Origin of the sequence: Bacillus cereus group sp. N12 (genome assembly GCF_016483575.1) — a bacterium.
GTDB lineage: Bacteria > Bacillota > Bacilli > Bacillales > Bacillaceae_G > Bacillus_A > Bacillus_A toyonensis.
Genome location: NZ_JAEHBO010000007.1, coordinates 12,554 through 25,501, shown reverse-complemented (window position 1 = coordinate 25,501; position 12,948 = coordinate 12,554). Strand labels below are relative to the sequence as shown.

The following is a 12,948-nucleotide window of genomic DNA, read 5'->3' as shown; positions in this document are numbered from 1 at the left end:
TTCTTTGAAAAACACTACTCTTTCAACAAGAAAACACCGCTCCTTAGAAACAAAAAAGAAACTATTACATTCGGGTTACACTATTTTTATTACTAATGGATTTCAGAAAACGACAATCACGCAAATTATTAAACATGCAGAAACTGGTTATGGAACAGCATATGTATACTTTAAAAACAAAGATGATCTCCTTATCGTGTTAATGGAAGATGTTATGAATCGTTTTTATAATATTGCTGGACGCTCTTTCTTCCCTCAAACGAAAGCAGCAGCACGTGACTTGATTCAAAATCAAGTTAGAGCATTCCTACAATTAGCAGAAGAAGAACGAGCTATTTTGCAAGTTGTCGAAGAAGCAATCGGATTATCAAAAGAGATACGTCAAAAATGGGGTGAGATTCGCGAACGCTTTATAAAAAGTATTTCGCAGGATATTACTTACTCTCAAGAAAGTGGATTAGCGCATCCTGAATTAAATAAAGAGCTCGTGGCACGCGGTTGGTTCGCAATGAATGAAATGTTTCTTTGGACTATTGTACAAAATAACAAAGAAGTAAAACTAGAAGAAATAGTGTATACATTAACGGAGATGTATACAACGGGATTATATAAATAGCGCACTTCACATATTTAAAGTGTGCTATTTTTTCTTAAAATCATCATTCTAACTATAAATAGAATAGCCTATTATAATAATTGCGAGTATGTATGTGATTATTATAATCATAAAAATACAACCTGTTTTATTTTATTGTTTTAACCTACTCACAATTCCAATAATAAACTTATACTCAGCTCTACTTTTCCTTACTTTCTTAAAGCCCTCTTTCGTATCAAAAATAAAACACGTTTTCCGAAACCAAACACGGACATAAAATGATTCAAAATAAATAGGTCTCACAATTCCTTTTTCCTCAAATTCAGTACCGTCTGTATTTTCGGTCTCTGTTCGAACGAACCATCTATTCCCGATACCAATTTCAATATACTTCACATACTAACCTCCTTTAGGGAATTTCCCGTCTAACTATTTTATTATTTCCCTGGGAAGCGCACATTCCGACAGAACATGAGCTCAAAAAGAAAAAGCAGATTACAAAAATCTACTTTTATAGATTAAATTTTTGCATTCGTTTATAAAATGTACTACGGGGTACATCCAATAGTTTTGCGGCTAACGAAACATTTCCGTTCGTCTTTTGAAGCGCTTCAATCATACTATCATGCTGTATTCTTTCACGGAAACTTAATGTATGTTCTTCATTATTTTCTGTTTGCAACTGGGATTGTCTTTCACTTCCCATCATTGTTTGTATCAAAAAAGCGACTTGTTTTTCGCATATTTCCCGTCCTTGCGACAAAATGTAAATGCGTTCTAATACATTTACTAGTTCTCGAATATTTCCGGGCCATGTATGTTGTAAAAATTGATTGCAAATACTCTTTGGAAATACAACATTCCAATTCTTCCGTTCGCAAAAGTGTTGTATAAAATATGGAATATCCTCTTTTCTTTCTAGTAACGATGGAACATATAACGGATAAACGTGCAAACGATAATATAAATCTTGACGGAATTTCCCTTCTTCTACTAACCGTAGTAAATCTTTATGTGTGGCAGTAATAATACGAATATTTACTGGTACCTCTTTTGAACTTCCTATTGGAGTTATTGTGCGTTCTTGTAAAACACGCAATAAGGCTACTTGCATCTCTGATGGTACTTCACCAACTTCATCTAAAAACAATGTTCCTCCATTCGCTTGTTCAAATTTCCCTTTATATCCTTGACGTCGCGCACCTGTAAACGCACCTTCAGTATAACCGAACAATTCACTTTCCATTAATTCTTTAGGCAAAGAACCGCAGTTAACAGCTATAAAGGGCCCGTCTTTTCTTGGACTATTTTCATGAATCGCTCTCGCAACATATTCCTTTCCTACTCCTGTCTCGCCACATACATACACACTAGCATCAGTCGGTGAAACAAGCTTAATTTCTTCTAGTGTGTGTTGAAATGCTTTGCTTGTCCCGGTAACTCCTGAAAAAGTAATTCCTTTTATAAATGTGAAAGCAGAATATGTATTCATTTGTTTGTTTTCCTTTAAATACATACATTTCCCGATCATTCTTTCATTACTATATACTGGTATCTCTAATTTAGTTTCCAATCCATAGCGCATTAAATCTTCAAGTTTCATTCTTGACCAATTAGTTACTCGTTTCCGAACGCTCTTACTCGCAGAAACGATAACATCACGATGATTACAAATAACTACTTGTTCATCACTATCAATGACATCTAAAAAACGATGAATTAAGTGTAATTCATTTTGATGAACTCTTATGCTACATTCACGTTCTATCGCATGTGCAATTGAAGTTACCATACCGAGCATATATGGATGCGAAAATTCAATTGGACAGGAGAAATCTAGAACACCAATTAATTTCAAGTCATCGTTATGAATGGGAGCAGCCGCACAACTCCAGCTATGAGATGCCACGGAGTAATGTTCAGTACCACTTATCATAATAGCTTCTTCAATTTCTAATGCTGTTCCTATTGCGTTTGTCCCCACAGCTGCTTCCGTCCATTTTACACCTTCAATAAAATTAATATGTTTCGCTCGCTTTAACGTTTGTTTATTTCCACTTAAGGATAGAACATAACCATCTGGATCGATTAATAATGCCATCATTTGTAGTTCATCAATGATTTTTCTCATATTTTGTATTTGAGGTAATGCTATATCAAGGAAAATTTCACTCTTTTTCTTTTGTTCTTGAAAAATATTAGAAGACAAAATTTTCTGACCTTTATTCATATGAGGATTCACATTTGCTTGTTTACATCGATGCCATGACTCTGAAATTCTTTCGTTTATACGGTTCGAATCAAGGACTCCTTTATCAATAAACTTTTTCCATGTATGTAAGTAAAACGGTGAAGCTAACATTGTATCATCTCCCTTTTAATTGTTTTGGAGATTTATTCCGCATTAACGGGCAGTAAGACCCCCACCTCAAAATTCAGCTAGAGCAAAGAAGTTAGGTGGGGGTCAGGCTGCCCGTAAAAGCCTGATTGGTTTAACTAATAATTAGTGAGGGATGAATAACACCTCCACTGATTAAAGTTTCACTTTATAAAACATACTTTTATTATAAAACTGAATAAAAGCGTTTTCAATACAACTAGAAAGACGACACAAATATGTTAATAATTTGAATATTTTAATGCATTTCTTTATTCTTTTTTAGTAGCACTATATTTTGTATAATGGACGCAAAGAAAATACATAACCAAAACCATTTTTGTGGATTACCATTTATAAAGAAAACAATCACGGCTATTGCAAATAAAATAGCGGCTGATAAACTAATATATAATTTCGTTCTGACCTGCATTAGTCTTAACTCCCATTATTTTACATTACATACTAACTCTTCATTTTTCATCTCTACTATGTACTCTTGTAAAACATATTCTTTCCCGCCATAGTTTTCATACCATTCATGTATTCTTCTAACATGCATCTCGTCACTTCTAATTTTCGATTCTATTTCTTTATACTGTTCATAACTATCATATTCCCATATGGCAAATACTTCAGACGTACCATTCTTATTATCTTTCATCCAGCGTCCTATTAGCCTAGAACCATGCTTTAATTGATTAGGTAAGTTTGTGTTATTGAAATGATCATTAAATACTTCTATGAATTCATTTTTCACTACATAGTCCTTCCTTCTGTAAAACATACTTCTTCACCTCTTTTATGAAAAGTATCAGTAAACCTTCCCATCACTACCGTATTATAATACTTTCCATCCAATAGTCTTTTGTCATTTTTCAAAATGCCTTCTACTTCAAAACCTAATTTTTTATAAAGATGAATAGCTTTCTCGTTTGTCTCTAATACTTGTAAAGATATTTTATTTACTGCATTTTCGTCAGCCCATTTAATAGATTGTTGTAATAGGCTCTTACCCATTCTATATCCCCAAAACTCTTTTAAAATGCAAACACCAAACTCCACTTTATGAGATAATCTCTTAAAATTTGATCCTTCACACCTTGAAAATCCAACGATTCGATTGTGCACTTCTGCAACTAAAAAGAGATTCTTCGTCTCTTCACTATCTGTTTTTATTATTTTTTGAAACCCTAGGTCATCTATAAATCCCTCTCCAGCATCTCTATCCATATTTTCAGTTTCTCCATCAATCTGAACTCTAATTTTCGATAACTGGTCAGCATCTTTCTCAGCTGCAGAACGAATTGTATAAGTTAATCCATTTATATGAAACTTTTGCTCTTTTACAATCATGTCAAACTCCTTTCAAATGAATATAATGGCGCTATTACAACTTGTTTACCTTGTTTCTCAAAGTCCTGAACAGTTTCTTTACTAGCCTTTTCGTCAGTTATAATAAGGTCAATTTCTTTTAGAGACTCTCCTCTTATAAAACAATCTATTCCAAGTTTATTATGCGGAGCTAAACAAATATTTCTTCTAGCAATTTCACTTACTCTTTTACTAAAATAAGCAACTTCAGGTGTTGCAGTGCTAATACCTTGTAATGAAATGCCTCCACCTGTAGAGAAATAAAGATCAATAGAAAATCTACTTATCAATTCAGAGGCAAGTGTATCAGTAATATTTCCTGAAGGTTTTACTTTTCCGCCAATTAAATACGTATCAATATTCTTATATTCTCTTAGATGACCCGCTATTTCTATAGAATTCGTAATAACTGTAAATGATACTTCCGGTAAATATTTCAGCATAGCATTATGAATGGAAGTCCCACCAATAAAAATTGAATCACCTTCTTGTATATATAATGCCGCAACCTTTGCAATTGTGTCCTCATATATTGAGCTATCACTATAACGTTTAGCTGGTTCCGCAGCTAAGTTCCTCACTCGCGTAAGTTCAATTGCACCTCCGTGCGTTCTTTTTAATAAACCATCCTTTTCCATAATAGACAAATCTCTTCTTATAGAATCAATAGACATATCAAATCTTTCCGCAATATCCTTTGCGATTACTCTTCCATCTGTACTAAGTAGTTCTAAAATTTTCTCCCGACGTTCTTCAGTAAACATGTTATCACCACCGTTATTGAAGATTCAGAAATTTGAACTTTATGTTAATTATATGCACGTTTCTTCCGTTTCACAATATTTTCAATCCTTTTTCTTCCGTCTTTATGCAGGTTTTCTCTCTTTTTCTATTTTGTTAACTTTACATAAAATAAATGCACATTTGCATATTCTACTAAAAGACTTCTATTTATTTCCTTACTCATGTAAAATTATTCCTATGTTTTACTTTTTAATACAGAAAGGAATTACTATGAAATCTTTAATTAAAGTAACTTGTACAGCATTATTATTTACAGGAATATTAACAGGATGTAATAGCAATACTACACCAAAACAAGAAAAAAGCACTCTCGAAAAAAATGCAATGCACTATGGAGAAATAGTTAAAAACGAATACTATAGAGCAACAGTTGAAAATGCAAAATTTGAAAAAATAGACAAAGAGTGGCGCCTTACTACTCGTGTTATGATTAATAATGTTCGAGACGATGGACAAACTATTGATCTTTCGAAAATAAAATATTTCATACAAGATGAAAAAACTGGTCAGAAATATGAAGGTGAAGCTCATCCGATAGATGACGAGCACTATAAAAATGTTCCACACAAATTTTCTTTAACTACTGACGTTGTATTTGAAATGAAAACTTCTCCTAAAGACTTAAATAACATGTATTTGTATATTGATAGTAAAGTTGCTCCATTAACAAATACATATTGGAAGCTTGAGAATCTAGCATCAAAATAAAAAAAACAGTCTTTATTGACTGTTTTTTTATTGTTGAACTTGTAAATACCATCTAAAGGAACTCTCTTTATTATTAGTTAATATACATGTAACTTAATCATTTTTTCTCAAGGAATACATCTGCTGCACAAATCGTCACTTCTCTAAATGGATAGTCAAATAAAACACCTAGTTCAAAACCATCTTCAGTAAGAGCTATTTCATGATATAGCCACCAAGCACTTTCAAAGTTTTCTGGCATAGAACACTTTGTTACTCCTATAAAAGTCACTTTAAGTTTATCAAATTCACTAAAAGTACCACTGCAATCTAATACGATAGACAAAGTATCTTCTGATTTTCTCTTTACTACTTTAATCACACTATCATGTAGTGACATCTCATGTAGCTGAGCGACATGAGACGGAAGTTTTTTCTTAATGGAATTAAAATGTTTTAAGTATGATTGATCTAATCGTTCCATTCTTGCCTCATAATCTGCTGTCCACTCTAACAAAAGTTTCTTTAATTCATTAGGTAGATATACTGAATCAAACATGTTGTTATGAATGTATGGATGTAGTGTTTCAGGAAGATAGTGTAATAAATCTTCTTTCCTTTCTTCTACTTCGTCTTTCAAACTTTGTATATAATCGGGATCTATGTCTTTCCATTCTTCTATTGACTCTATGAAATGCACAAATCCTGAAATTTGCATTTCTTTATACCAATCTTTTGTGAAATATTTCAATTACATCTCTCCTAAAACATTTTATCATCCAAGAAAAGCAATGTATCCGCTTATTATATCATTCCAATAACCATTTTTTCTAAAGAAAAAATGTAAAAATGTAAATATTCCGCCTATTATTTCTAAAACTTCAGAATATTTACAAAAATAAGAAATTAGAATACATTTTAGTTGTACAAAATTCACCTGTACAAAAATCTAAACAAAAAGGGATGGTTATATGTTGAAGAAATTAGTAGCAGGAACATTAGTAGCGGGTTTTGCATTAACTGGCGGACTAGGCGTAGCAAGTGCTGAAGAAAAAGGTAACACAATTAAGTCATTTGATTATTTAAAAGTGGATGAACAGAATGTTACTTCATTTGCAAAATTAAGTGATCAGGATAAGAAAGACATCCAAATTACTATGGTATTACCAGAGCAAAATGAAAATGGAGATTGGCTAGCTTATGGTTTTACTAGTAGAGAAACATTGGATGCTTATATTGAAAAGGATAAAAAAGTACTTAAAAATAAAATTAATCCTTTAGGTAGTGGTGCTGGTAGTACTGATTTTTATGAACATAAAGATAAAGGTGGCCAATATATTTACTGGAGCAGCGGCTTTAAAAACTTACCATCTAGCTGGAACGACAGAATTTCTTCTGTAAGTACAGCGTCACCTTCTGCAAGTTATTCAACGACACTTTGGGAGCATACTTCTACACAAGGATATGGAAAAGGTGTTTTATTTAAACACGCTGATTGGTATGGTAAAACTGCTAATTTAGCTGCTGATTGGAACGATATAACTTCAGCTATTGAAATTAAATAGTAAAAATTCAAACCACTATTCTCTCATTCATTTAGAGAATAGTGGCTTATTATATTTTCATTTAAACATGTACAGCATGTCCTACCGCCTGCAATAAAGCTTCATGAATTGCCTCAGATAAAGTTGGATGTGCTGCAATATAACCTCTCATAATATCAGCGGTAACTTCTGTATGAATCATTACGGTGCCTTGACCAATTAGTTCAGTTGCACGAGGACCGATAATAGAAATCCCTACAATTTCTTGATATTTAGGTTCCACAATGACTTTTACTTTCCCCATTTGTTCTCCTAAAATAAGAGCTTTTCCGTTCGCTGTAAAAGGAAATTCTCCGATAAGAATATCACCATATTGTTCTCTTGCACCTTTTTCACTTAAACCGACGCTAGCTATTTCTGGAGCTGTGTATATACAACGAGGTACAGCATGATAGTTTACTTTCACATCTTCTCCGCTCGCATGTAATGCTGCTGTCGTTCCTTCATGAAAGGCTACGTGAGCAAGCTGTATTCCTCTAATAATATCACCGGCTGCGTAAATATGTGCTATGTTCGTTTGCATATGCTCATTTACAGTAATCCCTTTATTTGAAAATTGAACTCCTGCTTTTTCTAATCCTAAATCTTGTACACGAGGTTTTCTGCCAACAGAAACGAGAACAAATTCTGGAGTTACTTCGTGCATACTTCCTTCGTATTCAAACGAAGCCTGTTTCTTATAATTGTTTAATCCCTTTAAAGCAGCTCCTGTGAAAATTTCTACACCGTCATTTTCTAATTTCTCTCTTAAAATGCTTGCGATATCTTCATCTTCACCAGGTAGTAATTGCGGTGCCATTTCAACAATCGTTACTTTCGTTCCAAGACGACTATATATACTAGCAAATTCGCAACCTATTACGCCGCCCCCAACAATAAGTAATGAAGCTGGTATGTTTTCAAGGGACATCGCATGACTACTATTTAAAATCCATTCCCCGTCGAATGGAGCAAAAGGTAATTCAGTAGGTTCTGAACCTGCCGCTATAATGAATTGTTCTCCATCCACTATCGCTTCCTTATTCCTCTGCGTAACTCGCAGACGATGATCCGTTTCAAATTTCCCTTTCCCCTTTATAACTTTAATTTTATTTTTCTTCATTAAATATTGTATTCCTTGTACGAGCTGCACAACAATTTGTGATTTTCTCGTCTGTATTTGATTCCAATCAATTGATATACTTCGTTTGTCTACTAATACACCAAAACGTTGCGCATGATTAACAATATTGTATACTTCAGCACTTTCTAACAAAGATTTCGTAGGCATGCACCCGACATTTAAACAAGTTCCACCAAGATCATCTTCATCAATAAGAGTAACATCTTTCCCAGTTTGAGCTGCGGTAATTGCCGCCACATATCCAGCGGGTCCGCCTCCAATAACTACTAATTTATTCATTCTCTCACCTTCTCTTTATAAAAGAATTGTTACCGGTTCTTCTAAGTATTGTTTAATTGTGCGTAAAAATGCAGCTGCTGGTACACCGTCTAGTACACTATGATCAAATGTTAAACTTAAAGGTAACAAACTACCTTTTTTTATTTTCTTTCCTTTATATACTGGAACATGTTCAATTGCACCTACACCTAAAATACCAGTTTCAGGTGTATTTAATACTGGCGTAAAATATTCGATACCAAAGCTTCCTAAATTACTAATTGTAAATGTCGTTCCTTTCATACCATCACTACTTAAACTACCTGTTCGTGCCTTTTGTGCCACATTTTTAATCTCTTTAGATAACTCTATTAAAGATAGATTATTTGCAAAGCGAATAGCCGGAACGACTAAGCCATTTTCTAACGCCACTGCCATACCTAAATGAACATGTTCAAATTGATGGATTGCATCATCTATATAAGTGCTGTTCATTTCCTTATGCTCCTGAAGCGCTAATACAACAGCACGAGAAACGAAATCAGTAATGGTTAGTTTGTTATCGTACCGTTTTTGTACAACTTCCGCTATTTCTTTATGTAAAGCAACTAAATCCGTAACATCTACTTTCATCGTTAATGTCAATTGTGCGCTATTTTGGAGGCTTGCTTGCATCCGATTTGCGATTGCTTTCCGCATACCGGTAATAGGGATTATTTTACTTTCTTCTTTTACAAACGTTTCTGGGGTAGCAACTTTTTCTTCAAGTACTTTTAATACATCTGCCTTTGTAATTCTCCCACCAGGACCTGTTCCTATTAATGTGGAAATTTCAAGATTTTCAACTGTTGCCATTTTCTTTGCTACAGGAGATATTTTTATTCTTTGTTTCTTTGATCTTTCTTCCGCGTACGGTTCAGGATGTTGTTCATTTTGAGGTTCTACTTTCGGTATTGATTCTTCTGTAGCATTTACGGTTTCATTTACCGATACCTGTTCATTTGGTTTTCCGATGTAACATATTACAGTACCAGGTGGAACTCCTTCATCTTCACTTACAGCTATATCCAGTACCGTTCCATCAGCGGGTGCTTCTATTTCTGTTTCGATTTTTTCAGAATTAATACTAGCAATTAATTCTCCTTTTGCTACATTATCACCAGCTTTAATATTCCAACTCGTAATAATACCTTCTTTCATCGCCATTCCTAATTTCGGCATTACAACTTCTACAGCCATATTTCTCTCTCCCTTCTCATCGTTTCATTACACATTCAATAAAGAACGGTCCCCAATCATTTCTGATACCGTTTCAATTACTTTCTCTGGCGTTGGTAAATATAGTTTTTCAAGTGGTGGTGAGAACGGAACTGGTGTATGTGGTGCTGTAATTCGTTTAATAGGTGCATCTAATAAATCGAACCCTTTATCCGCTACAATTGCTGCAATGTCTGTTGCGATACTACATCTTGGGTTTGCTTCATCAATAACGATAAGACGATTTGTTTTTTCAACAGATGCTAAAATTGTATCTTCGTCAAGCGGTGATAAAGAGCGTGGATCAATAATTTCTACCTCAAGTCCTTTTTTCGATAATTGCTCCGCAGCCGCAAGCGCAGTATGAACTTGCTTCCCAATTGCGACAATCGTTATATGAGAGCCTTCCCGTTTAATATCTGCTTTTCCTAAAGGAATTGTATAATATCCTTCTGGCACTTCACCTTTCATATTGTAAAGTGTTTTATCTTCAAAGAAGATTACTGGATCATCATCTTCAATTGCCGCTAATAATAAGCCTTTTGCATCATACGGGGTGGACGGAACGATAACTTTAATACCTGGAATGCTCGTAAATAACGCGTATAAACTTTGAGAATGCTGAGCTGCTGCGCTAAATCCAGCACCATGCATCGTACGAATTGTAACTGGTACTTTTGCTTTTCCACCAAACATGTAACGGAATTTTGCACCTTGGTTTAAAACTTGATCAAGACAACTACCGATAAAATCATTAAACATTAATTCAGCGATCGGACGTAATCCCGTTGCCGCCGCTGCCATCGCAGCTCCCATATAACCAGCTTCAGAAATTGGTGTATCTAAAATACGATTTCGGCCAAATTCTTGTACAAGCCCTTTCGTAACGCCAAGAACACCGCCCCACGCTTCATCATCTTGCAAATGATCAACCTGTGCACCACCCGCAACGTCTTCACCTATTAAAATTACATTTTCATCACGGTGCATTGATATTTTCATCGCTTCATTGATAGCAGTTGACATACTTACTGTTCTAGTCATTATTTTTCACCCTCCTCTTATTTGTAAGAAACGTATACATCTTTTAATAATTCTTCATCCTCTGGATATGGACTATTTTCACTAAAATCAATTGATCGTTGCACTGCTTCATCTACTGCTTTTTCCATATCAACAAGTTCAGATTCCGTTAATAAACCTTCATGAATTAAATGCTTACGAAAATTCACAATCGCATCTTTTTCATTTAAATGTTCTTCTTTTTCTTCTGAAGTTTTATACGTTTGTGCTTCTCCTTCGAAATGGCCGTAATTACGATATGTCATACATTCAATTAAAGTTGGGCCACCGCCATTACGTGCACGTTCAACAGCCTCTTCCGCTGCTTTATATACCGCTAGTAAATCTTTTCCATCTACTTGAACTCCCGGAATGTTATATGCTTTTGCACGATCAGCAATAGAATCACAACTTGAAGCATATTCAAATGTAGTTGCTTCACCGTAACCATTATTTTCAGCGATAAAAATAACTGGTAACTTCCAAATCGCCGCTAAATTAACCCCTTCATGGAATGTTCCTTCATTATTTGCTCCGTCACCGAAGAAGCAAATACTTACATCTTTTGTTCCTTTATATTTAGCTGTTAATGCTGAACCGCAAGCAAGTGGGAAACCCCCGCCTACAATGCCATTCGCACCAAGCATTCCTTTATCTAAATCGGCAATATGCATGGAACCGCCTTTACCTTTACATAATCCTGTCGCTTTCCCGAAAAGTTCAGCCATCATACCATTTAAATCACACCCTTTTGCAATACAATGTCCGTGACCTCTATGTGTACTTGTAATACTGTCACTATCCGTTAAGTGGGCACATACACCAACTGCTACCGCTTCTTCTCCAGCATATAAATGAACGAAACCTGGTAAAACACCTTGCGCGAACAATTCATGTACCTTATCTTCAAATTTACGAATCTCTAACATTTTTTCATACATCCAGCGAGCTTGTTCTTTCGTAATTTCATTCCCTTTACTTTCAGTTGTTTTTAACATGTCCAGCCCTCCTATTTTCTTGTTCATCTTTTATATTGCAAGAAGCGTGCCAAACTCTAACCTTGATTTAATAGACTTTCTCTTCTTTTTAAAAATAAAAAAGTGGACAAAGCGAGACAGCTGTCTCGCTTTGTCCACTTTTGTTCACCTTACTAGAGAATCATTCCCTTATTCACTATCAAAACTTTTTTGTAGTTTCCGGATGTAAATAATTTGACCAATATGATACGCATTATGAGTAGTTACATTACCTAGCACTTCCCACCACTTCGCGGATACAGGAAATCCAACTACATCACTTTCAACCTTGTCTTCATTAATGAGATTTTGCCATTGTAACAATTTCTCTAATAATTTTTCCCTTAACTCTTCGAATGTTTGATTATCTGATAGCATAAAGCTTTTGTTATTGTCACCAATAGCGGGTACCGCATTAACATTTGATTCTTTATACCTAGTTTGCCACGTTGAGTTCCAATACAGTAAATGTTGTACAATTTCTGCTATACTATTACTCTCTTCATTCGGTTTCCAGAAAGCTTCTCTCTCAGATAAATCCTTCACTGCATCTGAAAATGGCATATACCAACTAGGATCATTCGCATTTGCTAACAACTGATCTGCTAATACGTCTTTCACATGGACCATTTTTCTTCCCTCATTTCATTGGCTTATATAATACTTACTTCTCTATATACGCTGAGTCTACACAATTCCCTTTTTAAATCATTCCAATACATATATAAATGAAAAAACTAAAGCACTTTATCATATAATCTTATTAAAACAACATGTATCATTAATAG

At 34.5% G+C, this 12,948-nt stretch carries 15 protein-coding genes; 3 read left to right on the top strand and 12 right to left on the bottom strand.

Going from position 1 to position 12,948, the window contains the following annotated elements; genetic code table 11:
• Positions 1–4 precede the first annotated feature (4 nt).
• Entirely contained in the window at positions 5–616 is a 612-nt protein-coding gene (locus tag JDS92_RS05725) for a TetR/AcrR family transcriptional regulator (protein ID WP_000799616.1), read from the top strand.
• A gap of 132 nt (positions 617–748) precedes the next feature.
• Here the strand turns inward: JDS92_RS05725 and JDS92_RS05720 are convergent, their stop codons facing one another.
• The 6 genes from JDS92_RS05720 to JDS92_RS05695 form a co-directional block, all read right to left on the bottom strand.
• Positions 749–994 carry a DUF3977 family protein gene (locus JDS92_RS05720; RefSeq protein ID WP_000873854.1) on the bottom strand — a complete coding sequence of 82 codons (246 nt, stop codon included), beginning with the start codon at positions 992–994 and terminating at the stop codon, positions 749–751.
• A 115-nt stretch (positions 995–1,109) separates the two neighbouring features.
• On the bottom strand, positions 1,110–2,960 hold the full coding sequence (locus JDS92_RS05715) for a sigma-54-dependent Fis family transcriptional regulator (RefSeq protein WP_199631636.1): 1,851 nt from the start codon (positions 2,958–2,960) through the stop codon (positions 1,110–1,112).
• A gap of 274 nt (positions 2,961–3,234) precedes the next feature.
• Positions 3,235–3,408, bottom strand: a complete 174-nt coding sequence (locus JDS92_RS05710; protein WP_001198096.1) for a hypothetical protein — start codon at positions 3,406–3,408, stop codon at positions 3,235–3,237.
• Positions 3,409–3,423: 15 nt separating this feature from the next.
• Complete coding sequence (locus JDS92_RS05705; RefSeq protein WP_199631635.1) at positions 3,424–3,762, bottom strand: NIPSNAP family protein; 339 nt, start codon at positions 3,760–3,762, stop codon at positions 3,424–3,426.
• On the bottom strand, positions 3,735–4,331 hold the full coding sequence (locus tag JDS92_RS05700) for a GNAT family N-acetyltransferase (RefSeq protein WP_199631634.1): 597 nt from the start codon (positions 4,329–4,331) through the stop codon (positions 3,735–3,737). Before JDS92_RS05700 ends, JDS92_RS05705 begins: the two co-directional genes overlap by 28 nt.
• Positions 4,328–5,113, bottom strand: coding sequence for a DeoR/GlpR family DNA-binding transcription regulator (locus JDS92_RS05695; RefSeq protein ID WP_000493647.1), 786 nt, complete (start codon positions 5,111–5,113; stop codon positions 4,328–4,330). Before JDS92_RS05695 ends, JDS92_RS05700 begins: the two co-directional genes overlap by 4 nt.
• Before the next feature lie 250 nt (positions 5,114–5,363).
• Here JDS92_RS05695 and JDS92_RS05690 point away from each other — a divergent pair, with 250 nt between their 5' ends.
• Entirely contained in the window at positions 5,364–5,861 is a 498-nt protein-coding gene (locus JDS92_RS05690; protein ID WP_087969368.1) for a hypothetical protein, read from the top strand.
• A gap of 97 nt (positions 5,862–5,958) precedes the next feature.
• Here the strand turns inward: JDS92_RS05690 and JDS92_RS05685 are convergent, their stop codons facing one another.
• A complete protein-coding gene (locus JDS92_RS05685; protein WP_098711324.1) occupies positions 5,959–6,591 on the bottom strand; it encodes a DUF4085 family protein in 633 nt (210 codons plus the stop codon).
• Positions 6,592–6,811: 220 nt separating this feature from the next.
• Here JDS92_RS05685 and JDS92_RS05680 point away from each other — a divergent pair, with 220 nt between their 5' ends.
• Entirely contained in the window at positions 6,812–7,405 is a 594-nt protein-coding gene (locus JDS92_RS05680; RefSeq protein WP_000914451.1) for a hypothetical protein, read from the top strand.
• 61 nt (positions 7,406–7,466) lie between these two features.
• On the opposite strand, the gene lpdA is transcribed toward JDS92_RS05680, so the two are convergent.
• From lpdA to JDS92_RS05655, 5 genes are all read right to left on the bottom strand, one after another.
• The gene (lpdA, locus tag JDS92_RS05675) at positions 7,467–8,846 is read right to left on the bottom strand and encodes a dihydrolipoyl dehydrogenase (RefSeq protein ID WP_098711325.1); all 1,380 of its coding nucleotides are present in this window, start codon (positions 8,844–8,846) and stop codon (positions 7,467–7,469) included.
• 15 nt (positions 8,847–8,861) lie between these two features.
• Positions 8,862–10,064: a dihydrolipoamide acetyltransferase family protein gene (locus tag JDS92_RS05670; protein WP_199631633.1), complete on the bottom strand. Its 1,203-nt coding sequence runs from the start codon at positions 10,062–10,064 to the stop codon at positions 8,862–8,864.
• Between the two features lie 27 nt (positions 10,065–10,091).
• Complete coding sequence (gene acoB, locus JDS92_RS05665; RefSeq protein WP_000198876.1) at positions 10,092–11,126, bottom strand: acetoin:2,6-dichlorophenolindophenol oxidoreductase subunit beta; 1,035 nt, start codon at positions 11,124–11,126, stop codon at positions 10,092–10,094.
• Between the two features lie 17 nt (positions 11,127–11,143).
• Positions 11,144–12,142: an acetoin:2,6-dichlorophenolindophenol oxidoreductase subunit alpha gene (gene acoA / locus JDS92_RS05660; RefSeq protein ID WP_070173311.1), complete on the bottom strand. Its 999-nt coding sequence runs from the start codon at positions 12,140–12,142 to the stop codon at positions 11,144–11,146.
• 168 nt (positions 12,143–12,310) lie between these two features.
• Positions 12,311–12,790 (bottom strand): DinB family protein, encoded by a 480-nt coding sequence (locus tag JDS92_RS05655; RefSeq protein WP_000233795.1) that lies wholly within the window; start codon positions 12,788–12,790, stop codon positions 12,311–12,313.
• Positions 12,791–12,948 lie beyond the last annotated feature (158 nt).